Below are 22,866 nucleotides of genomic sequence, written 5' to 3'. Positions count from 1 at the left end.
GCATGAATTTAAGACAAATCTGCTCAGCTTTTTAATTTTACTAAGCGACAGTCATGTAAGATCAGTTTACTATAATGATTATATAGTACTTAGACAAATATTTGAGGGGAATTTTAATGTCAGAAGGTAAACAAATAAAGCGAAGTGTGTTTTTTATCTCGGATGGAACTGCAATTACCGCAGAAACGCTTGGACACTCTTTGTTGGCACAGTTTCCAAATGTAGATTTTGACATTCATATTATCCCGTATATTTCTTCTGAAGAAGCTGCAATGAATGTAGTTTCTGAAATTAATCAACGAGCTGAACGCGATGGTCAACAGCCATTGGTGTTTGATACATTGGTCGATCCTTACGTGCGTGACATCATTAATACAGCCAATGCGGTGAACTTGGATGTGTTTGAGGGGTTGATTAGTAAGCTGTCAGAAGAGCTGGGCACACCGCCAACAACCCTTGTCGGTCAGACGCATGCGGTAACCGATTCTGAATCTTATAAAGCGCGTATTGATGCAGTTCATTTTGCACTGGACAATGACGATGGTGCGCGTACCCGACATTATGACAAAGCAGATTTAATCTTGATTGGTGTATCGCGTTCTGGAAAGACGCCAACGTCAATTTATTTGTCATTACAATTTGGAATTCGTGTTGCGAACTATCCATTGACTGAAGAAGATTTAGATGACAATCGTCTTCCTTCCGTGCTAAAAGCGCATAAGCATAAATTGTTCGGTTTGATGATTGATGCAGAACGTCTAGTCGCGATTCGTTCTGAACGTAAAGCCAATAGTCGTTATGCAAGTTTCAGTCAGTGTCAAATGGAACTGCGTGCGATTGAAGGCATTTATATCTCAGAAGGGATTAAATATCTGAATGTGTCAGAAATGTCGATTGAAGAGATTTCAACTCGTGTTTTACAAATGACAGGTTTAAAACGTCGCATTGGCTAAGCCATAAAGTATAAATGACTTAAATGTTCAAACTTAAAAAACCCAATCTGCAATTCGATTGGGTTTTTTAATGCTCAGTATTCTGACTATAAATAATGAATAATAGTGGAAAGTTTTTATTAAGTTGCGTGCATTGTTGTTGTGATGATCATGTCTACAGGGAAGATCGATCCATCCACACATTCGATAGTATCAGTAGTAATTCTCTTGATTGGCCATGTGATTAATTGGCAATTCGTTTGTTGCAAAGCATGATAGTAATCATCTGATTTTAGAAATACTTTGTTTTCCTGCGCAAGATTGGGTGTTAATTGTCGTTTGAGCCAGTGGTCCTGAATTTGATTGTCTAAGAATCTTAGTGCCAAGATGCTTTTAATACGAGTGTTGAGCAGACGTTTATTTTTCATTAATAGTGGATGTTGTACTGCACGACTATATTTAATTTCACTCTGTGGCAGGATAAACGCAGGTTGAATTTGAAAAACTTGAATAGATTTCGCCATTTTTCTCAGTTTTTCCAGAGAAGTGACAATTTTCTGGTCCATCCCAATAATTGCAATGTGTTTGTCCTGAATATGCTCAAAGCTGAATTGTATAGAGCTAAATAATTGCCCTGTAAAAGCTGCAAAATCTTGGGGGCGATGTTGGAAGATATGACTGGAAATATTGAGTTTGCTTTGCTGTTGCATGATTATTCCTTCATCATTTTTATTGTCAGGTTTTTTATTGATTGAAATTGAACAGCAATTCATGCACGGGGTAAAGCTGATTCAGCTACTCGGGAGTCATTTTCTTTCTCAGACATACTGAATCAAAAAAGCCCAAGAGTTATGCTTGGGCTTGAGTTAAACAAAAGACGAGTAAATTACTGTTAGCTATTTTTAAGCTCCATCAGATAGCTAAAGTTCTGTAAACGCTTTTCAGTATCGTAAATATCACAAGTGAAAATAAACTCATCTACTTCATAGGTTTTGAGTAAATCTTCAAGACCTTCTTTCACGGTTTGTACAGATCCAATTTGTGCCAAGGCAAAGAAATTATTCACCGACATTTTTTCAACAGGTGACCATAAGTCCTGCATGCTTTGTACAGGAGGTTTGAGTTTAAGACTGTGACCACGCATTAATGCCAGTACACGTTGAAACGCGCTCGTTGCCAGATATTGCGCTTCATCATCAGTCTCTGCAATTACAGTTGGCACACCCATCGACACATATGGCTGATCCAGATATGCAGAAGGCTGAAAGTTATCGCGGTAGAGTTGAATGGCTTGCCCGAGCATTCGAGGTGCAAAGTGCGAGGCAAAAGAGTAGGGAAGTCCCAAACGTGCGGCTAATTGAGCACTGAACAGACTAGAACCCAATAACCAAACTGGTACATGGGTAGATTGACCAGGCGTGGCAACGATTTTCTGATTATCTGTAGGGTCATTGAAGTATTGCAAAATTTCCGCGACATCTTGTGGGAATTGGTCTTCAGTTTCTTGACGTCCGCGACGTAACGCCCGCATGGTGACTTGGTCTGTACCAGGTGCACGCCCTAAGCCGAGTTCAATCCGATTTGGGTACAAGGTCGCTAAAGTGCCAAATTGCTCAGCTACCACAAGCGGCGCATGGTTAGGCAACATAATGCCGCCAGAACCAACTTTTAGGGATTGGGTATTGGCAAGAATATAGCCCAGTAATACTGCTGTTGCTGAGCTGGCAATACCATCCATATTATGATGTTCTGCCAACCAGAAACGTTCAAAACCCAGTTTTTCAGCATGTTGTGCCAGTTCTAGTGCATGATGTAAAGAAAAGGCAATCGACTTATCATCGCGGACGGGCGCAAGTTCTAGAATTGAAAATTTGGTGTTTTGAAGTGTTTGCATATCCAGACTCGAGAATTTCATATCGAAATAGTACGATATAAGTGTAGCTTTGTATATCGTTTGTTTTCGATATGAAGATTTGCGCCAAAAGAAAAGCATCCGAAGATGCTTTATATATAGCGCTAAGGATTAGTCATCCCAACGTTTTTTCTTGTAATGACCCAAATGGCGACCATTGTCATGGCGATAGTAGCGATCATTGTTATAGCGGTAATTACGGTCTGAACGGTAGCCACGATTGTCGTAACGGTCATCATCACGACGATCTTCCGATACTTTACGGCCCAAGGCAGAACCACCCGCAGCCCCTAATGCAGCACCCACATAGCCACCATTGGTACCAGCGACATTTTTACCGACGGTATAACCACCCGCACCACCTAGTCCACCACCGATGGCAGCAGAAGTACGGTTGCGACGATCACTTGCTACTGCAGCGCCACCTGCACCACCGAGTGCAGCACCAATGGTTGCACCAGTTGTACCACCGAGCTGCTTGCCAATCGCTGTGCCTGCAACACTGCCTAATGCAGACGTCGCTGCAACACGAGTACCATTGTCGGCATGAGCAGTACCAATCATGGTGGTTGCAATTAAAGAGGCATAGATTAAGTGATTAAGTTTCATTACAAACTCCATTTTTAATAGTGCTTTACGCTTAAGTCCAATTTAAAACAATGCTGATGGTTTAAAATGAAGGGCTTTGTATGTGTGAATGAGGGTTTTGTCATGACTCTGTGAGTTCTCTACACAACATATTCACAATTACACTTCTGCTGAGTCTGTCATTTCAAAAATCAAAAACTTGAGTATTGGCGCAAAACAAGCACCCGAAGGTGCTTGTTGGCTATGGCGTAATAAAATTAACGGTAGTGGCGGTGACGTTTTTTGTATTTACGTGATGATTTCGCTTTTTCTTCAGCCTTATCTTTCGAAATCTTATTACCTAACGCAGCACCACCTGCAGCACCTAAAGCTGAGCCGACATAACCACCGCTGGTGCCGCCCATGCTTTTACCAACGGTATAGCCTGTACCACCACCGATTGCACCACCAATTGCAGATTCAGTACGGTTACGACGGTCACTTGCTACAGCAGCACCACCAGCGCCACCGAGTGCAGCACCAATGGTTGCACCTGTATTGCCACCCATGCTTTTACCAACTGCTGTGCCAGCTACGCTACCGAGTGCACTTGCTGCGGCAACACGCGTTGTGCTGTCTGCATGAGCGTTGATTGTCATGAGTGAAGAAGCTGCCAATGCAGTACTTAATAAAACAACATTCAGTTTCATGGTGTTCTCCATGTCCAAACTACGGACGTAATATATTTTTGATGCGGCAAATGTAACAAAAGGCATCTGTGCAAATATGGAGAGCGGGGCTTAATGTTGTACTGTTAAGTGAGTGCTTTGTATAAGTTTGATTAAAATCGTCTATTTTATGGCTTGTTTTATGCTGATTGATTAAATTTAAATCAATTGATTGTGCTGAATTAAGTGCCTTTTAAATTCAATCTTCATAAAAAATAGAAACCCGATTTCACCACATATAAATATGTCAATTAAAGGGCAGAATCGGTAAACTATGCGCAATTTTGAAATTGTGCAGCTTGATTTGGGCTGCTTTGGCTATTGAGATCGATTAAACAATGAAAGAATCGTTACGTTTGCGATTGGATCAACTTTCTGACCGTCACGAAGAATTAACAGCATTATTAGCAGACGCTGAAGTTATTTCAGATAATAAGCGTTTTCGTCAATTATCGCGCGAACATAATGATTTAACGGAAATTACTGAAGTTTGGTCTAAGTACAGACAAGCAGAAAAAGACATTGAAACTGCTGAAACAATGTTGTCTGATCCAGACTTTAAAGAAATGGCTCAGGAAGAAATCAAGGAAAATAAAGCGATTATTGAACAGCTTGAAGCTGATTTAAATATCCTGATGATTCCAAAAGACCCAAATGATGCCAACTCCGCCTATCTAGAAATTCGTGCAGGGACAGGGGGTGATGAAGCTGCGATTTTCTCAGGCGATTTATTCCGTATGTATAGTAAATATGCTGAATCTCGTGGTTGGCGTATTGAAGTGCTTTCTGAAAATGAAGGTGAGCATGGCGGCTATAAAGAAGTTATCTGCTTAGTGAATGGTGAAGGCGTATATGGTCGCTTAAAGTTTGAAAGTGGCGCACATCGTGTACAACGTGTTCCTGCAACGGAGTCTCAAGGTCGAGTTCATACCTCAGCATGTACAGTCGCGATTTTGCCTGAAATTGATGTAGACACCACGGTAGACATTAACCCATCCGATTTACGTATTGATACTTACCGTGCATCAGGTGCGGGTGGTCAGCACGTCAATAAAACAGATTCAGCCGTGCGTATTACTCATATTCCAACAGGCACAGTCGTGGAATGTCAGGAAGAACGTTCGCAGCATAAGAATAAAGCCAAAGCGATGGCATTATTGGCTTCTCGCTTAGAAAATGCAAAGCGTGCAGCGGCTGATGCGGCGACTTCAGAAATGCGTCGTGATTTGGTTGGTTCAGGTGACCGCTCTGAACGTATTCGTACGTATAACTATCCGCAAGGTCGTATGACTGACCATCGCATTAACTTAACGTTGTATAAGTTGGATTCAGTGATGGAAGGTGATTTGAATGAATTGCTGGATAGCTTACATCGCGAATATCAAGCGGATCAATTGGCAATGCTTGCTCAGCAAAATGGTGGCTAATGAATATTGCGCAGGCTTTAGCCTTACGTGGAGAAGTGGAAAGTTATGAGCGTCAAGAAAATGCTTGGTTACTTGAGCATATTCTAAAAATTGATGCTTTTGATTTATCACTTAAATCTGCACAAGAACTTACAGCAGAGCAAGAACAGGCTTATGTAGATGGTTTGGCGCGTATTGCAGCAGGTGAACCTTTGGCTTATGTCACGGGCTCGCAACCTTTCTGGACACTAGATCTGACTGTAACTAAAGATACTTTAGTGCCACGTCCTGATACCGAAGTGCTAGTTGAAACTGTTTTGCGCCTTGATTTGCCTGAAGATACGCGTGTTGTGGATTTAGGCACAGGTACGGGTGCAATCGCCTTATCATTGGCGAGTGAGCGTCCAAACTGGTCAGTTGTTGCAACAGATATCTATGAACCAACTTTAGAAGTTGCTTTGCATAATGCAGAAAAGCATGATCTGACACAGGTGAAGTTCTTTTTGGGTAGTTGGTTTGCTGCGCTGAATCGTCAATATTTTGATGTGATTGTGTCGAATCCACCTTATATTGATGCGACTGATGAGCATATGTTGCATTTGGCTTCTGAGCCTGAACGGGCTTTAGTCGCAGACAAACAAGGTTTGGCTGATATCGAACATATTGTTCAGCAGGGTAAAAAGTGGTTAGCCGCGCAAGGTTGGATTGTACTTGAACATGGCTATGATCAAGGTGAGTCCGTACGGAATATCTTTAAGTCCGCAGGTTTTATCGAAGTAAAAACTGTTAAAGACTACGGTGGTAATGACCGTGTGACTTTAGGGCAACTACCATAATTATCTAGCGAGATACTCATTAAATGAAAAAGCACATCCAAAAGGTTGTGCTTTTTTATTCAAGATAAGGTCGATGTTAAAGAGTGCTGAATTGTCTAAAATCTACAACAACTAAGTTAAATTATTCTGAATAGCTTGAATGGCAGGAGGCAATTCGATATCAAGCGACTCAGACATTTCTCGCTCAATTAATCGTACAATCGAATTGAGGGGTAAATCATTGTCTTGCAGCCCAAAAGGTTCTTCAATTTGGGAGCTTAAAGCATCCAAACCCAAAAATAAGTAGGCAATTAAGCCGACCAAGATCGGGGTCCAAATCCCTAAACTTGCTTCAAGACTAAAGGGTAAAATAAAACAGAAGCAATAAACTGTACGGTGTAACAGCACCGAATAAGAAAAAGGTAAGGGTGTACTTAAAATACGATCACAGCCTGCCTGAATATTGCCTAGTTCGACAATGTGCTGGTTTAAACTATGATAAATAATGTCGGAAATTTCTCCGTGACGTAAAGCCTGTACCAAATCCTTTTGAATGGCTTCCAGTACAAACTGAGCGGCATTAATTTTTTTAGAAAGTTGTTGTAGTTGCAAGCTGCTAAACCCAACTTTATCGTGATAAAACTCGAAAGATTGTGGTTGCGCTCTTAAACGGTCACGCAGTAAATGGGTAAACAGCATGACACGGTACATGAGTATGTCGCGGTGTTCAGAATTGAGAACATGTGAATCACGCGAGATATGTCGTGAATTGGCAATAAGCGCACCCCAGAGTTTTCGACCTTCCCACCAGCGGTCATAACAGGCATTGTTTCGGAAACTTAAAAAGATCGAAAGGATGATACCAAAAATGGTAAAACCAATGGCTGGTACCGCAGGAATGTTAAAAAATTGATGGGAAGAAAGATAAACCAGAACGGCTGAAATAAAGACAACAATGAATAGTGCAGGGAGTACTTTAGGTAAAATTGTGCCAGACCAAGCAAAAAGTAATTTGAAACTATTATTTTTATCCCGAACAATCATCGATCTACACCATCTAAAGAACATTCACAGTGTTCCATAGACAAACCATGAAGCGCAAGTAACAGTACAGTCATTTAAAAAGAAAAGACGACAGTTGTGTCGTCTTTTCTTGATCGGGTAAGGAAAAAATTGCTTCGATTACACGAAATAGTCTGTAGAAATTTCAGAAATCTGAACTTGAGACAATGCATCAATTTCTTCTGCCAAGCACAATGCCACAATTTTTGAAGTATGCGTCAGTGCAGTACCTTGAGTCAGGTTTTCACCTGTTTGTAGGTTTTGAATCGCTTCATCACTTAGCTCAAGCGCTTTGGCTTTGGCGAGTGCATTATCTTGTGCAAAGAAATGAGCAACCACATTTTGTAGCTCAATTTCAGAAAGATCTAACAGGCTTTGACGAAATAAATCATCTAATTCAGTTGGGGAGTTTAGAGAATGGGTAAAATTCTGCACCAGAGTTTGATCTAGTACATCAATCATCTTAAACATATCGTATGCCTTTAAGTTAAGGTGATAAAACAGGAGGAGTACAGCCGAAATAAGCATTAAGCAATGCTTTAAAATTGAGTGAAAAATAAACTAAAAAGCAGTTCAATACAAATAAAATGGATGACTGATGAGTAATTTTTACGCCTGGATGAACGTCAATCTTTTGCCAGAGCTTTTATTCTTTGGATTGCCGATAAGCGCCTGGACTGACGCCTGTCCATTTTTTAAAGGCGCGGTGGAAAGCACTTGGGTCATGGAAATTCAGTTCATCACTAATTTCATGCAGGGCTTTGTCAGTTCTGCTCAAGAGTTCAATGGCGGTATCACGTCGAATATCATTTTTTAACTGTTGGTAGTTACAACCTTCACTATTAAGGCGACGTCTAACCGTGGCTTCCGACATATTGAGTTGCTGTGCCAATACATTCAGTTCGATCCATTCGGCAGGTGGAACTTGTAATAAATATTTGCGCACCTGCGTACTGAGTGCATTCGGATTTTTGAAACGAACCAGAAGGTTATGCGGCGTTTGTGAAATAAACTCATACCATGATTTTTTATCCTGCTTAATTTTAATGTTTAAAAAGTCACGATCAAACTCAACACTGTTTTGTGAAGCAAGATAGGAAATATTGGAACAGAAGCGAATACGGTAATCTTCATCTGCAATGGGTTTTTCACATTTGAGCTGGATTTGATTTAAAGGAATACGTTGGCTGGCTAACCAACACATTAAGGTATGGATCAACATCAGGTAAGTTGCATAACTAAACATGCGCTTAGGTTGCTTCTTGTCGTGAATGATAATTCGCGCGATATTTTGTTCTAGGACTAACTCACTTTGGAAATCATCCAGAATTAGGTTAAAGAATTTCAAAATATCTTTCAGTGCTTTTTCTAAGGTTTCAGCTTGAATGACGGCTTTGGAAATAAATTGATAACTACCACGCCGTAACGCATGCTGATCCATCCCGAAGAATTCATCATTCATGCGATTGGCAAGTTCAATCCAGAGCTGGGCGTATTGAGAAATGGATACGCGGGCTTTATTGGATTGCATAAATTCTGCTGGAATACCTGCGCTGTGCAGAATTTCCTGAATGTTGAGTCCTTGATGATGAGCAGAAAGGATTGCTTCCTGCACCAAATTCATCGAAATACTGCCTTTGTCATACGTTAATTGTTGTTCGTGCATGTATAAACCCAAATTTCATGACATTCCACTGTCCAAATCCATCATAAAGAATGCAATATTTGGAAATTGTACTCAAGCTTGACACTGTTTACTCTGCAGCTAAAGTCGAGTATGAACTTTCAAAAAGATAGGACAGGGAAAATGAAACTTCAGAATAAAGTATTTGTCGTTACAGGTGGTGCGTCAGGTTTAGGTGCAGCAACCGTTAAATTTTTAGTGCATGTGGGTGCTAAAGTTGCTTTTGTCGATATGAATCAGGAACTGGGTTACGCCTTAAAGCAGCATTTGGGAGATAACTCGAAATTTTATCCCTTAGATGTAACCAATGAACAAGCAGTCAAGTCTTTCTTTTTAAATGTTGAGCAGGATTTTGGTCAACTGAATGGTTTGGTGAATTGTGCAGGGATTGCACCATCTGCCAAAGTTCTCGGTCGTGAAGGTTTGCATGATCTTGCCATGTTCCAGAAAGTCTTGGATGTGAATGTCACAGGCAGTTTTAACATGATTCGTTTCGCTGCCGAATTGATGGCGAAATATGAATTGCAACAAGATGAAGAAGAGCGTGGGGTGATTATCAATACCGCTTCGGTGGCTGCCTATGATGGTCAGATTGGACAAGCAGCGTATTCGGCTTCAAAAGGTGCGATTGTGGCGATGACCTTACCCCTAGCGCGTGAACTGGCGCGCAATGCGATTCGCGTGATGACCATTGCACCGGGTATTATGGAAACACCCATGCTTAAAGGCATGCCGCAAAATGTACAGGATGCTTTGGGGCAAATGGTGCCGTTCCCACCGCGTTTAGCCAAGCCTGAAGAATTTGCAAGTCTAGTTGGACACATCATTGAAAATACTTATCTAAATGGTGAAGTGATTCGTTTAGATGGTGCAATTCGTATGGCGCCAAAATAAAACTAAATATTGTAATTGATGATGCAATTGCACAATTTGGAAGTGCAGATCGAAAAGCAAAGAATAAGTAAGAGGATCTAGATGATTTTAAATGATGAACAAAAAATGATTCAGGACATGTTGCGCGATTTTTCGCAGTCACAACTGAAACCGACGGCTGCTGAACGGGACAAGACTGGACAATTTCCTGCCGAAGAATTAAAGCAATTGGGTGAGCTGGGTGCCTTGGGTATGACCATTCCATTGGAATGGGGAGGTGCAGGACTCGATTATGTTTCCTTGGTTTTAGCGCTAGAAGAAATTGCCGCGGGAGATGGTGCAATCTCGACCATCGTCAGTGTTCAAAATTCATTGCCCTGCGGTATTACCTATAAATATGGTACAGAACAGCAAAAGCAAAAATATCTGGCGAAACTGGCAACAGGAGAGTGGTTAGGGTGTTTCTGTTTGACTGAACCGCAAGCAGGTTCAGATGCAGGAGCGCTACAATGTCGAGCAGAGCGTGACGGGGATACATGGGTACTCAATGGCACCAAGCAATTTATTACCACGGGCAAGCATGCACAGTTAGCCATCGTCTTTGCCGTGACGGATAAATCCGCAGGTAAAAAAGGCATTTCTTGTTTCCTAGTACCTACAGATACGCTGGGTTATATCGTGTCACGGATTGAGGAAAAAATGGGGCAGAACTGCTCGGACACGGCCACCATCGTGTTTGAGAATTGCCGAATTCCTGCTGAAAATATTTTGGGTGAAGAAGGGCAAGGCTACAAGATTGCATTATCCAATTTGGAATCAGGTCGTATTGGGATTGCTGCGCAATCGGTGGGTATGGCGCGTGCAGCTTTAGATGCTGCCATTGAATATGCCAATGAACGCAAAACCTTTGGGGTGGAGTTGGTACAGCATCAAGCAGTCGCATTTCGATTAGCTGACATGGCCACGCAAATTGAGGCAGCACGACAACTAATTTTTCATGCCGCAAGTCTTAAAGATGCAGGACAGCCTTGCTTGAAAGAAGCCTCCATGGCGAAATTGTTTGCATCAACCATGGCGGAACGCGTCTGTTCAGATGCCATACAGATTTATGGCGGCTATGGTTACGTCAATGATTTTCCTGTAGAGCGGATTTACCGTGATGTGCGGGTCAGTCAGATTTATGAGGGTGCCTCTGATATTCAAAGACTGCTGATCGCACGAGAAATTACCCAAGCTTAATAATAAGCACATTGAGACGGCATGCTCTCAATGTGCATAAAACAGCAAGATGATTGATGGATTTGGAAATTGTCGTAGCCATCAAGACATGATTATCTAAGTACAGATCACCCAATCATAGAATTGATTGTGGAAAACAATAAAGATGAAGAACAAGGCGTGATGCTTTGCACAAGGGAAAGAGGTTGTTGTCATGAAGACATTAGTAGAAGCCAATCAAGAATTTGATGTTGAACAAGCGATCCAGAATCATTTGGTGGGTACGCCTCAAGCCATAAATGCTTATGTTGAATGTTGCGAACGTTATTTGGGGCAAAACAAGACCGCTTTATTCTGGGAAGGTAAGCACGGTGAGTCGCAGTGCTGGAGCTTTGAGCAACTGGCTGAAGCTTCTGGGAAATTGGCAAACTATTTTATACAGCTCGGTATCAAGGAGGGTGATTGTGTCGCAGGTTTATTACCACGGACACCTGAATTACTGATTACTGTTCTCGCCACTTGGCGGATCGGTGCAATCTATCAGCCACTGTTTACCGCATTTGAATCGAAAGCGATAGAGCATCGTATTCAAGTTGCAAATACGCAATTGATTGTGACCAATGCAGAGCAACGCGTGAAGCTGAATCAAATTCAAATCTCGCACATCCTGACCGTGCATTCTGGTGAAAGCTGTGTAAAAACAGATCCAGACTTTTGGCAAGAACTTGATGAACACCAAACGGAATGTGCGCCAGTACTGCGTGATTTTGATGATGACTTTTTGATGATGTTTACTTCAGGTACAACAGGGCTAGCCAAGTCTGTACCTGTGCCATTACGTGCGATCTTGGCTTTTAAAGGTTATATGACGCATGCAGTCGATTTGCGTGATGAAGATTCTTTCTGGAATCTTGCCGACCCTGGTTGGGCGTATGGTTTGTATTATGGTATTACAGGTCCTCTCAGTTTAGGTCATAGCATCATCATGGATGAGCGTGCATTTAATGTAGACCAAGCCATTGCAGTCATTAAAAAACATAAAGTTTCAAATCTGACAGGTTCGCCAACCGCTTTTCGCATGTTCTTTGGCTTTAAAGAAAAATTTGATGCATCGATTAAACAGCATTTGCGTGCTGTGAGTAGTGCGGGTGAACCCTTAACACCTGAAGTGATTCATTGGTTTAATCACGATTTAGACGTTAATATTTACGACCAATATGGTCAAACAGAATTAGGGATGGTGATAGCCAATCATCATGCATTGGAGCACCCTAAAAAAGTCGGTTCTGCGGGCTTTGCTATCCCTGGGCATCGCTTCGCAGTCCTGAATGAACAACATCAGGAAGTAGCAACAGGAGAAGTCGGAACCTTAGCGATTGACTGTTCACAGTCGCCGTTGTTCTGGTTTAAAGGTTACGAAGGACATAACCGTAAATCATTTGTCGGGCAGTATTATTTAACGGGTGATACGGTTCAGCTCAATGAGTTGGGCGGTATAGACTTTGTAGGACGTGCAGACGATGTCATTACAACGTCAGGCTATCGTGTCGGACCTTTTGATGTGGAAAGTACATTGTTGGAGTGTGAAGAAGTACTGGAGTCTGCGGTGATTGGTAAGCCTGATCCAGAGCGTACAGAGATCGTAAAAGCTTTTGTGGTGTTGAAGCCACAATATCAGGCGAATGAAAATCTGAATCAGAAACTTCAGCAATATGTCCGTTCTAGACTTTCGAAACATGCTTATCCAAAAGAGATTGAATTTGTGGATTGTTTACCGAAAACTTCAAGCGGGAAAATTCAACGTAATCTTTTAAAACAACAGGAAATTGCTTTGCAGAAAATTCAGAAAGCGGGTTAAGCCTGTTTAAACTAAGTTTTGCTCTTACACCCTTCGGGGTGTTTTTTTATTGGGGGTAGAAATATTTTACCCCAAAAATTCTATTTTTCATGTGATTTAATTTTTTGTAAAAAGCCTTTACAGCGGAACTTTGAGCGATATAATGCGACACATTCGATATATAAATGTGTCATAAGTCACTTTTTTGGGGTTGTTTATGAAAAAAATCATTCTTTCTGCGATTATTGCTACTTCTGCACTTACTTCTGTTGCTAGCCATGCTGCTAACACACCTATTTCTGCTGACTTTAAAGTTAAAATTACAGTACTTGAGTCTTGTGAGTTTACTTCAACATCAGATGTGGAGTTCAATGCAGTCGATCGTTCGACCAAAGCTGGCAGCACTGCTAAAGGTCAATTGAATGTGACTTGTACTAAAAATACCCCATATCAAATTGCACTTGCTGGTTCAGGTGCGATGAGCAATACGAATCTCTCTTCTACAAGTAAAGTTCCATATAAACTATATCGAGATGCTGCTCGTACTGCAGAATGGAATGATACCAATTTGCTTAAAAAAACTGGTAATGGTAAAGATCAAGCCATTCCTGTTTATGCAAAATTAGATGGTAATACCAATGTTGAAGCGGGTAACTATGTAGATACAGTTACTGCAACAGTAACTTACTAAGTTTGTTAAAGAGACAGAGTGATGCAATGTATGAGCAAATTTATTCCAACTATTTGTGCAGCTATTGTGTCACTTTGCTCATTTAACCTTTCTGCCGCGAGCTTACAGGTTTCCCCAATTTCTCTCACTTTCGCTACGGGTGAAAAAGCCAAAGAAATTTGGTTAACCAATACCAGTGATGAGCCGATCCGTGCCCAAACTCGAGTGTTAAATTGGACTCAAGTTGAAGGCAAAGAACAACTGAATCCATCCCGAGATTTGGTTGCAAGTCCATCCATAACAGAAATCAAAGCTGGTGATCGTCAGTTGATTCGTGTGTTGCGCATGAATATGCAAAATGCAGGAACAGAGCAAACTTATCGTTTACTGGTGGATGAACTGCCTAAATCCAATCAAGCCAACCAACAAACGGGTTTACAGTTGCTGTTGCAATATTCAATTCCCGTATTTGTGCAAGCAAATGAAATCACGCCTGCTAAGAATGGTTTGACTTCATTGGCACAAGTGTCATTCCATTATCAAAATCAGCAATTGTTTGTGAAGAATAATGGAAGTCGTCACATTCGATTAAGTGAATTGACCTACGTCAATCCGAATGGTGAAAAGATCCCATTAATTAATGGACTGGTAGGTTATGTGCTGAATGGTCAAACCATGCAATGGCATGTTCCTGCAAATGCACAAATGCAGCCTAAAGGACAGTTCGAGGCGCGCATCAATTCAGATGGTCTAGCACAGACATTGTCTATTCAATAAGTTGCCATGAGCACTTCTGTTTATCGTGGCATCTGTTTTAAGTTGCTACTGAGTACCTATGCTTTACATACTCAGCTAGCGCTTGCCAGTGATGCAGTCATGCCGAGCTCGGATACTGTTGAGCACCAAGAACTCTTTTTAAGTGTGGTCGTGAATCAAGCCTCAAGCTCGGTCTATGGCTATTTCATTCAAACGCCACAGGATTTGTTAATTTCCCGAGAAACATTACAAGAATTACAACTCAAAGTTGATGCTACTGATGCGCCAAATCAAGCAGGTTTTATTCCGTTATCGCAGATAAAAGGACTCAGCTTTAACTTTAATGCGGCAGAGCAACATATAGACTTGTCAGTTCCTGTAGATGCCTTACAAGGACATACATCTTTTGGATATGTACAAATCCCGCCTGCAAAAGTAAATCCTGATCAGGTTAAGCCAGGTGCTTTATTCAATTATGATGTGTATTCCCAAGCAACAGAGGATGCATGGTCACTCAGTGCATGGAATGAGTTGCGATTTTTTGGCATGGGTACAGGCAATATTTTCAGTATCTCTGCCAATCATGCGTTCACTAAAACCCAAAGCACGGATGAATTTTCTAGCCAAATTCTAGATACCTATTGGCAAAAAGATTTTACTGACCAAGCCATTACTTTGACCGTGGGCGATAGCCAGTCGCGTGCTTTAGATTGGACGCGCTCAACGCGTATTTCAGGCATAAAAATCGCCAGAAATTTTAACTTACAGCCTTATCAAGTGACTTCGCCGCTGGAGTCCTTTAAAGGTTCGGTACTTGTACCTTCGACGGTAGATTTACTCATTAATGGCATTCAACAAAGCACCAGTGAAGTTTTACCTGGACAATTTGATATCCAAGCATCGCCCTCAATCACGGGTGCAGGTAATGCGCAGTTATTAATTACCGATTTAAATGGGCAGCAGCGGGTCGTAAATTTCTCGCTGTTTGGAACCACTCAATTACTGCAAAAAGGTTTGTCAGATTGGGAACTGAATCTTGGGGTAAATAAACTCGATTATGCAGTCAAATCATTCAGTTATGGCGATGATCCTGTAGCGAATGCAACGTTGAGGCATGGTCTAAGTAATGACACTACTTTAGAAAGTCATATTGAGTATTCAAAAGATGTTGCACTCACAGGATTAGGAGCTGTGCATCGCCTACCTAAGACTTGGGGAGTTCTAAACGGCTCTTATAGTTATAGTGAGTTGAATCAAAAAACTGGGCAATCTTATGCGCTCGGTTATGAGTGGAATAATCCTTATCTCAATCTTTCCTTGCATCATCAGCAAACAGAGGGCAATTTTGGGGATTTGGCGAGTGCGTTGGGTTATGACTATATTAAACAGTCGGACCATGTTTTTTTAGGGATTAATACCGATTTTGGTCAATTTGGTGGCAGTTATGTGGCACAAAAATATCAGAGCAGCGAGAATGAATATCTAGTCTTTAACTGGTCTTATTATTTTCCTTCACGTCAGTACTTAACCTTTAATATGACCCGTAATTTAAATGATCAAGAAAATACCTTCTTTCTGTCTTTAAATATCCCGTTGGATCGTCAGACCAATGCCACTGTCAGTGCTCAACAAGACACAGACAGCAATAAAATTTCAGCCAACATGCGTAAAACAGCCAAGCAAAATGAAGATGACTGGGGTTGGCAAACCAATCTTGAATATAGCGATAACCAGAACTATAGCGTACAAGGTCAGATTCAGCGTGAAACCCAAATCGGGGAATGGGATGTCGGTTTACAAAATGCGAAGATTAATGCGGAAGACTACACTACCGTGGTTGGTTCAGCACGTGGCAGTTTAGTGGTGATGGAAAACTCTGTTTTTCCAATGAAACAGTCCCTAAACTCCTTTGCCGTGGTTTCAACGCAAGGAGTATCGGATATTCCAGTTCGTTTAGAAAATCGAGTAGTCGGTAAAACTAATCGTAAAGGCTTGCTGCTGATCGATGCGTTGAATCCATATCAACATAATGATATTTCAATTGATACTTTGGATTTACCTTTAGAATATAAAATTGAAACCACACGTATAGATGCTGTGCCCTATAGTGCTAGTGGGGTGTCACTGCATTTTCCAATTTATAAAATGCGTTCTGTTCAATTGAGTGCGACAGATGCACAAGGTGTTCCATTAAAAATGGGCAGTCGTGTTTGGGTGCAAGAGACTACACCCGATATCAGCTCTACAGAACATACCATCGTCGGTCGTGATGGCATGATCTATATTGAAAATCCATTAACGCAGCAGCTTTTTGTTGAACATGAAGGTGTTGTTTGTAAGCTAGTATTGCCAGATTTTAGTCATCAATACGGTTTTCTTGATTTGGGGAGTGTGCAGTGTCGTTAGTCATATGTTTGAAAAAAAAATCTATGTATTTAGTGGTGCTGTATTTTATGGCAGCGCAAATCATCATTTTTAGTGCCTTATTTGGGAGTCAGGCAGCTCACGCATTGAAAAATGGGAGCTGTGCTTTATCGGGTCCAGATTTGAATTTTGGTTCAGTCTCGACTAAGGGTAAAACAAGTTATATTAATTGGCAGGTTACGTGTCATTTAAGCGGCATCAAGCAAACAGCGAATGTAGCCCTGTGTCCTTATGTGACAACAGGAAGTTTGGGAGATGTAAATAATCGCCGACGGATGATTAACGAATCAACTTGGCCTCCAAGCTACTTATCTTATAATTTATTTTACGATCCCGCTTTGACTCAGCGAATTGATACGAAGGCAGATATATCTTCGTTAAAGTGTACCTATGCCACAATTGAAGCCAAAGAAAATAAAAAAACCTTTAACCTTCCCATTTATGGCTTGGTCTATGCAGCCCAGAATGTAACAGCAGGTTTTTTTGATAATCGTGGTAATACACAAATTGTTTTACTTTATGCTTTCGATGATGAAAAAAAACCAACCGAAGAAGATGTACTCGCTTATTCTCAAAGTAATCCAGCGACAAATAGTTTCAGAGTAGTGAGTAATTACGAGAATAGCTGTAGTCTTGTTTCGACATCAGATATGAATTTTGGTCAAATCAATGACTTATCTAAGGCTGTTACCAGTTCTACGACAATTGGATTATCTTGTCCTTTAAATACTTCGTGGAAAGTCGGGTTGGATCAAGGTTTAAATTATGATGGCACCACACGCAGAATGCGAAATGGTACTGACTATATCGGATATGAGTTGTATCAAGATGCCAGCTATAACCAAACTTGGAGCAACACCAATCCGTCGCAGGGTACAGGTACAAATGGCACCCAAATGATCCAGATTTATGGCAAAGTCCCACAAAGTGCAACTGTGATCCCACCGGGGGAATATCAAGATACCATTACGGTGACATTAACCTATTAATAAGTAATAACGGCAGTGACTTTGTCACTATAAACACCTGCGGGAACATCTGTATCTGCACGCTCTACGGCACCCCAGACGGGTACCGATTGAACACGTCCAGTGCCCGTACCGTAATAACCATTTAGACTATCCGTTCCCCAAGAGGTTGTACGATTGGCATCCTGATAAAGGCTGTAGGGAATACTGGCGCTATTAGAGTCCACAGCAATCATTTTTCGCTGACTTTGTAGCGCAATATTATACGGTGTCCCTTGGGTGCAGGTGACAGCAAGCTGACTGTTCTGCAAGTTGGTTTTGGAGGCGCGATTGACTGTGCCAAAATCAAGGTCTGAACCTTGCATGGTGCTGACATTACACATCTCTTTAATGGTAATGCTCACATTAAAGGAAGTTGAATCTTGTTGCGCAGCATAAATATAGACAGATGCAGCGGCTAAAGTGCAGGCAACAAAAGCAGAATAATATAATTTCATGAAGTACGAAGTTTATACATTATTGGATTTTAATTCAGCATACCTGATTTAAGCAGATTCGTCCCGAGCTTTCGTTTTACAACTGTTCATATTCTATCTAAATGATGATGTCCCTATCATTTTAGGCGAAACTAAGTGATCTAAAACCTAACAGCTTTAGCATGCTTATCCTTTATAATGTGCAAGAGTCTCAAACAATACACAGTGGAAGTAGAGTGAACTTGATCTCTGAACATGATCTGGAATTAACAGATGAGGAAATGCATTTATATAGCCGTCAGATTTTATTAGATGGCTGGGATTTAGATGCACAAGAAAAACTGAAACTTGCTAATGTGCTGATTGTGGGGTGTGGGGGAATTGGGTGTACCACAGCTGAGTTATTGGCACGTGCTGGTGTCGGTAAAATCACCTTGATTGATCCAGATCATATCGAGATCAGTAATTTGCAGCGACAGATTGCCTTTACACAGACGGATATTGGTTTTTATAAGGCTGAAATTCTGGCCAAGCTCCTAGCTGAGATTAATCCGCATATTCGAGTTGAGTATCATGTTTCCAAATTAGATCAAAACAATGCCATGACCTTGATCAGCTCGCAAGACTTGGTGCTGGATGGATGTGATAACTTTAGTACGCGCTATTTAGTGAACCAGATTTGTAGACAGCAGAATATTGCCTTAATCAGTGCATCAGCCATCGGGTTTCAAGGTCAACTGTTTATGGTTGAGGGCGATTCAGCGTGCTATAACTGCCTATTTCCTAAAGAACAACATGCCAATGAGAGCCTACGTTGTGCAGATTCTGGAGTGCTTTCGACTACACCGAATGTTATGGCAAGTTTACAAGCACACCATGCATTGTTGTATCTTGGTTTAAATCGTATGCCACTCCTGCAAAAACTGATGTTATGGGATGGCTTGAGTATGAAACAACGTATTTTGGCATTTGAGAAAGACTTAAATTGTCCAGACTGTCAGGCAAGATCATCCTTAAACACTTAAATATTTGCTAAACTCTGCGTTATGCACTTTTAACCACATTTAAATATGATGAAAAATAATATCTGGCTCGATGGACTGCGTTCCGTTGCCCGTATGGGGGAAACCGCAGTTGTAGCGGCTAAAGCAGGCTTTAAATACGCGACTGAAAAGCCGAGTAATGCCAAGTTAATGCGTGAAACCTTTGAAGATTTAGGTTCAACTTATATCAAGTTAGGTCAGTTTATTGCCAGCACACCTTCATTATTTCCGCGAGAATTTGTTGAAGAATTTCAAGGCTGTTTAGATCAAACGCCGTCACTACCTTTTAGCTATGTGCAACAGGTTTTGGCATCTGAATTTGCTGGGCGTAACCTAGATAAAATTTTTGCGTCAATTGATGAAAAGCCACTCGCATCCGCTTCTATTGCGCAAGTACATGCAGCCAAACTGGTCACAGGCGAAGATGTGGTTCTCAAAATTCAAAAACCTGGCGTAGAAACCATTCTCTACACAGATTTGAATGTGTTGCATTGGGCAACCAAAATTCTAGAAAAAGCGGTACCTAAGGTAAAGTTTGCTTCATTGGCGGATATTGTTGATGAAATTAAAACTCGGATGGTGCGTGAAGTCGATTTTATCGAAGAAGCGCAAAATATTGATGATTTCGTCAATTATCTGAATGTCACAAATAACAAAGCCGCGACTGCTCCAAAGGTTTATCACCAGTATTCAACTCGCCGTGTCTTGACCATGCAGCGTTTATTTGGTGTGTCTTTGACTGACTTTGAAGTGGTCAAAAAATACGCCAAAGATCCTTCCCAAGTGCTCATTACCGCAATGAATACATGGTTTGGCAGTCTAATGATGTGTAACAGCTTCCATGCAGATTTACATGCAGGCAATTTAATGCTGCTGGAAGATGGGCGTATTGGTTTTATTGACTTCGGTATTGTGGGTCAATTAAAACCTGAAGTCTGGACAGCTTGTATGGCATTTATGGATGCATTACAGCGAACTGACTACAAGCTTATGGCTGAAAATATGCTGAAGATGGGCATGACTGATGTCGCCATCGATACCCAAGTGTTGGCGGCAGATTTAGAGCGCTTATTTAGTGGTGTGTTGTTGGCGGATCCGCAAGAAATCTTAAGCTCTAATCCAGCAGATTTAAATGACATCATGATGGATATGGTGGCTGTAGGTGAGCGTCATGGTATTCGCTTCCCGCGTGATTTCGCATTGCTGTTTAAACAAATGTTGTATTTCGATCGATTTATGCGCGTCCTAGCGCCGTATACCGATATTTATGCAGACCAGCGTTTGCAAATGGTGCAAACTACCGATCCAAGTTTGATGTTGAAACATTAAGATTCAAATTTCGATTAATCCATTCATGGCAGATGTGCGAAGCATTCGGTCATGGATGGTCTGCAATTTAAGGGTTAAATCATGGATGCGATTGTCATTGAAGGTCTTAAGGTCAATACCGTTGTCGGTTGTTTCAACTGGGAGCGACAAATTATTCAGCCTTTGATGTTAGATCTGACTATTCGTACCAGTTTAGAAGCCGCAGCAAGTTCAGACGAGTTAGAAGATACCTTGAACTACGCTGAAATTTGCAGCATATCTGCTGAAGTGATTCAAAAAGCCCAACCAAAATTGATCGAACATGCGGCAAAATTGGTACTGAATGCGCTTTTTACTACCTATCCTACGATAGAATCGATTAAAATTATTATTCGTAAGCCTGCCATTATTGCAGAAGCTAATTCTGTAGGAATTCGTATTGAACGCCACCGAAACGATTTTCGCCCTAGCTCTGGCGAGTAATTTTAATCCACAGCAACATTTTCGCTATGCACATCAACAGATTTGTGAGCTTGGTGCTGTAGAGTTCTCAAAAATTTATATTATTCCTTGCCGTGATGGCGTAGGGGCAGACTACTGGAATGCAGCCTGCTTATTGCATTCAACCTTAACGCCTGAGCAAATCATCATTCAATTAAAACAATGGGAAGCCAATTCAGGTCGTGTGCGTCCATCGCATCAGATTTCATTAGATGTTGACCTGATTGCATGGGGTGAGTCTTTGGCGCACATGCAATTTAATCCGAAAAAACTGCCACTCGCCTTGGATGTTCAAATTCCGATGGCAGATGTTTGGTCTCATCCTTTATTTACCGAGTCGCAACATCAATTTCCAACGGTGAAATGTTTAGAAGTTGTTAACATATATAAACGTGGCACATGGTCTTGCTGTTTTAAAATGAGGGCTAAAGCAGCCAATTAGAGACTTGCTATCATGAAAATACGTTTTTTTGTCTATGCATTATTCAGTAGTTTAGTGGTGGGGTGTAGTTCAAATGCACCCGTCGAAAATACTGAAACTATGCCACCTCCAACGTCATCGACTGATTTGGCTGGTGATGAAACCATGTTGCTTGCACTCAAACAAGCGGTCTATATGACGATTCATGAACAACCTTTATATCAATATGCATTTTATGATTTGAATCAAGATGGTGTTCAGGATGCTGTTGTGATGTTGAGAGGAACCAATTGGTGTGGTTCAGGTGGTTGTACTGTGCTGGTCTTTAAAGGCATAAGTCACGATCAGTTCCAACCGCTGAGTAAAATGACGGTTACCGATGTGCCAATCTATGCTTTAAATAGCAAAACACAAGGCTGGTCAGATTTGTCTGTGTATTCAAGAGGTATGGGACAAGTTGTTTTGAAGTTTAATGGTCAAAGTTATCCGAGCAATCCTTCTATGGAAGCCAAGTACACGGGCAACTTACAGGAAGCTGGAAATATGCTGCTACTGAAATAATCGAATTGATAAAAAAAGCAGTGCGATAGGGCACTGCTTTTTTTATGGATCAAGACGGTTGATCTGCTTAAATAAAATAGCTGGTCTTGGTCATTAACTTGGAAATTGCAGTCATGGTAATACGAACAGGGGCAGGTAGGTCTACACCGCCTGCATTAAGTGCCGTATCGCGATGATGCAGTTCATCTTCATTCATTTGCTCTAGAATTTTACGCGAGCGCGCGTCTTGTGCTGGGAGTTGGCTAATGTGATGTTGCAAATGTAAGCTGACTTGACGCTCGGTTTCAGCAACAAAGCCTAAACTGTATTTATCACCCGCAATACCAGCAATTGCCCCCATACCAAAAGACAGTCCATACCAAATTGGATTCAGTAAACTGGTATGGCTATCGAGTTCTTTCAGACGATCTTCACACCAAGCCAAATGGTCTTGTTCTTCAATAGCAGCTTGTTCCATTTCACGACGGACATTGGGAAGTTTAGCGGTCAGTGCCTGACCGTGGTACAGTGCTTGAGCACACACTTCACCACTGTGATTGACACGCATTAATCCTGCAACATGACGTGCTTCACTGACTGCCAAATGGGTTTCTTCAGGCGCAGCAGGATTCTCACGTTGTGCTGCAGTTGCTCCCGGTACTAAGCTACGCAAGGCTTGGTCAAAAGAGTGAATGAGCTTATCAATGCCCGTATAGTGACGCATA

24 protein-coding genes are annotated in these 22,866 nt (G+C 41.4%); 15 read left to right on the top strand and 9 right to left on the bottom strand.

The annotated features are described in order from the left end of the window. Nucleotides 1–116: 116 nt before the first annotated feature. Complete coding sequence (gene ppsR / locus GWK51_RS12735) at nt 117–953, top strand: posphoenolpyruvate synthetase regulatory kinase/phosphorylase PpsR (protein ID WP_100241757.1); 837 nt, start codon at nt 117–119, stop codon at nt 951–953. 119 nt (nt 954–1,072) lie between these two features. Here the strand turns inward: ppsR and GWK51_RS12730 are convergent, their stop codons facing one another. From GWK51_RS12730 to GWK51_RS12715, 4 genes are all read right to left on the bottom strand, one after another. Beyond that, nucleotides 1,073–1,642 carry an NAD(P)/FAD-dependent oxidoreductase gene (locus GWK51_RS12730; protein ID WP_161933997.1) on the bottom strand — a complete coding sequence of 190 codons (570 nt, stop codon included), beginning with the start codon at nt 1,640–1,642 and terminating at the stop codon, nt 1,073–1,075. A gap of 182 nt (nt 1,643–1,824) precedes the next feature. Next, complete coding sequence (locus GWK51_RS12725) at nt 1,825–2,826, bottom strand: LLM class flavin-dependent oxidoreductase (RefSeq protein ID WP_161933996.1); 1,002 nt, start codon at nt 2,824–2,826, stop codon at nt 1,825–1,827. Between the two features lie 129 nt (nt 2,827–2,955). After that, nucleotides 2,956–3,453: a hypothetical protein gene (locus tag GWK51_RS12720; RefSeq protein ID WP_142768579.1), complete on the bottom strand. Its 498-nt coding sequence runs from the start codon at nt 3,451–3,453 to the stop codon at nt 2,956–2,958. A gap of 236 nt (nt 3,454–3,689) precedes the next feature. Then, entirely contained in the window at nt 3,690–4,121 is a 432-nt protein-coding gene (locus GWK51_RS12715; RefSeq protein WP_142768580.1) for a glycine zipper domain-containing protein, read from the bottom strand. Between the two features lie 356 nt (nt 4,122–4,477). On the opposite strand from GWK51_RS12715, the gene prfA reads away from it, so the two are divergent. Together prfA and prmC are read left to right on the top strand one after the other, a co-directional pair. Then, the gene (gene prfA, locus GWK51_RS12710; protein WP_142768581.1) at nt 4,478–5,566 is read left to right on the top strand and encodes a peptide chain release factor 1; all 1,089 of its coding nucleotides are present in this window, start codon (nt 4,478–4,480) and stop codon (nt 5,564–5,566) included. Beyond that, nucleotides 5,566–6,381, top strand: a complete 816-nt coding sequence (prmC, locus tag GWK51_RS12705; RefSeq protein ID WP_100241752.1) for a peptide chain release factor N(5)-glutamine methyltransferase — start codon at nt 5,566–5,568, stop codon at nt 6,379–6,381. Before prfA ends, prmC begins: the two co-directional genes overlap by 1 nt. Before the next feature lie 111 nt (nt 6,382–6,492). On the opposite strand, the gene GWK51_RS12700 is transcribed toward prmC, so the two are convergent. The 3 genes from GWK51_RS12700 to GWK51_RS12690 all read right to left on the bottom strand — a co-directional run bounded on the left by GWK51_RS12700 (nt 6,493) and on the right by GWK51_RS12690 (nt 9,088). After that, nucleotides 6,493–7,404 (bottom strand): bestrophin family protein, encoded by a 912-nt coding sequence (locus tag GWK51_RS12700; protein ID WP_161933995.1) that lies wholly within the window; start codon nt 7,402–7,404, stop codon nt 6,493–6,495. A gap of 138 nt (nt 7,405–7,542) precedes the next feature. Next, nucleotides 7,543–7,893, bottom strand: a complete 351-nt coding sequence (locus GWK51_RS12695; RefSeq protein ID WP_161933994.1) for a hypothetical protein — start codon at nt 7,891–7,893, stop codon at nt 7,543–7,545. 175 nt (nt 7,894–8,068) lie between these two features. Then, nucleotides 8,069–9,088: an AraC family transcriptional regulator gene (locus GWK51_RS12690; protein ID WP_161933993.1), complete on the bottom strand. Its 1,020-nt coding sequence runs from the start codon at nt 9,086–9,088 to the stop codon at nt 8,069–8,071. Between the two features lie 141 nt (nt 9,089–9,229). On the opposite strand from GWK51_RS12690, the gene GWK51_RS12685 reads away from it, so the two are divergent. From GWK51_RS12685 to GWK51_RS12655, 7 genes are all read left to right on the top strand, one after another. After that, nucleotides 9,230–10,000 carry a 3-hydroxyacyl-CoA dehydrogenase gene (locus tag GWK51_RS12685; RefSeq protein ID WP_161933992.1) on the top strand — a complete coding sequence of 257 codons (771 nt, stop codon included), beginning with the start codon at nt 9,230–9,232 and terminating at the stop codon, nt 9,998–10,000. A gap of 81 nt (nt 10,001–10,081) precedes the next feature. Continuing rightward, the gene (locus GWK51_RS12680; RefSeq protein ID WP_161933991.1) at nt 10,082–11,218 is read left to right on the top strand and encodes an acyl-CoA dehydrogenase; all 1,137 of its coding nucleotides are present in this window, start codon (nt 10,082–10,084) and stop codon (nt 11,216–11,218) included. A gap of 193 nt (nt 11,219–11,411) precedes the next feature. Further along, complete coding sequence (locus GWK51_RS12675; protein ID WP_161933990.1) at nt 11,412–13,055, top strand: AMP-binding protein; 1,644 nt, start codon at nt 11,412–11,414, stop codon at nt 13,053–13,055. Between the two features lie 196 nt (nt 13,056–13,251). Beyond that, nucleotides 13,252–13,725, top strand: coding sequence for a Csu type fimbrial protein (locus tag GWK51_RS12670; RefSeq protein WP_235941147.1), 474 nt, complete (start codon nt 13,252–13,254; stop codon nt 13,723–13,725). A 30-nt stretch (nt 13,726–13,755) separates the two neighbouring features. Next, on the top strand, nt 13,756–14,481 hold the full coding sequence (locus GWK51_RS12665) for a fimbrial biogenesis chaperone (RefSeq protein WP_161933988.1): 726 nt from the start codon (nt 13,756–13,758) through the stop codon (nt 14,479–14,481). Nucleotides 14,482–14,487: 6 nt separating this feature from the next. Then, complete coding sequence (locus GWK51_RS12660; protein WP_161933987.1) at nt 14,488–16,866, top strand: fimbria/pilus outer membrane usher protein; 2,379 nt, start codon at nt 14,488–14,490, stop codon at nt 16,864–16,866. Between the two features lie 47 nt (nt 16,867–16,913). Further along, entirely contained in the window at nt 16,914–17,873 is a 960-nt protein-coding gene (locus GWK51_RS12655) for a Csu type fimbrial protein (RefSeq protein ID WP_161933986.1), read from the top strand. On the opposite strand, the gene GWK51_RS12650 is transcribed toward GWK51_RS12655, so the two are convergent. Then, nucleotides 17,870–18,349 carry a Csu type fimbrial protein gene (locus GWK51_RS12650; RefSeq protein WP_161933985.1) on the bottom strand — a complete coding sequence of 160 codons (480 nt, stop codon included), beginning with the start codon at nt 18,347–18,349 and terminating at the stop codon, nt 17,870–17,872. The genes GWK51_RS12655 and GWK51_RS12650 overlap by 4 nt on opposite strands. 260 nt (nt 18,350–18,609) lie before the next feature. Between GWK51_RS12650 and GWK51_RS12645 the strand changes: the two genes are divergently transcribed. The 5 genes from GWK51_RS12645 (at nt 18,610) to GWK51_RS12625 (ending at nt 22,162) form a co-directional block, all read left to right on the top strand. Then, entirely contained in the window at nt 18,610–19,353 is a 744-nt protein-coding gene (locus tag GWK51_RS12645; protein WP_235941149.1) for a HesA/MoeB/ThiF family protein, read from the top strand. 48 nt (nt 19,354–19,401) lie between these two features. After that, nucleotides 19,402–20,700, top strand: coding sequence for an ABC1 kinase family protein (locus GWK51_RS12640; RefSeq protein ID WP_161934037.1), 1,299 nt, complete (start codon nt 19,402–19,404; stop codon nt 20,698–20,700). An 81-nt stretch (nt 20,701–20,781) separates the two neighbouring features. Next, the gene (gene folB, locus GWK51_RS12635; RefSeq protein WP_161933983.1) at nt 20,782–21,162 is read left to right on the top strand and encodes a dihydroneopterin aldolase; all 381 of its coding nucleotides are present in this window, start codon (nt 20,782–20,784) and stop codon (nt 21,160–21,162) included. Then, nucleotides 21,119–21,622: a 2-amino-4-hydroxy-6-hydroxymethyldihydropteridine diphosphokinase gene (locus GWK51_RS12630; RefSeq protein WP_161933982.1), complete on the top strand. Its 504-nt coding sequence runs from the start codon at nt 21,119–21,121 to the stop codon at nt 21,620–21,622. Before folB ends, GWK51_RS12630 begins: the two co-directional genes overlap by 44 nt. Nucleotides 21,623–21,634: 12 nt before the next feature. Then, the gene (locus GWK51_RS12625; RefSeq protein WP_142768596.1) at nt 21,635–22,162 is read left to right on the top strand and encodes a hypothetical protein; all 528 of its coding nucleotides are present in this window, start codon (nt 21,635–21,637) and stop codon (nt 22,160–22,162) included. A 67-nt stretch (nt 22,163–22,229) separates the two neighbouring features. Here GWK51_RS12625 and coq7 read toward each other — a convergent pair whose 3' ends face one another. Then, nucleotides 22,230–22,865 (bottom strand): 2-polyprenyl-3-methyl-6-methoxy-1,4-benzoquinone monooxygenase, encoded by a 636-nt coding sequence (coq7, locus tag GWK51_RS12620; protein ID WP_142768597.1) that lies wholly within the window; start codon nt 22,863–22,865, stop codon nt 22,230–22,232. Between the last annotated feature and the right edge of the window lies 1 nt (nt 22,866).

The sequence above is a fragment of the Acinetobacter kanungonis genome (assembly GCF_009939195.1).
Lineage (GTDB): Bacteria > Pseudomonadota > Gammaproteobacteria > Pseudomonadales > Moraxellaceae > Acinetobacter > Acinetobacter kanungonis.
Note: the sequence above shows the minus strand (reverse complement) of the source record. Positions and strands in the feature narration are given on the sequence as shown.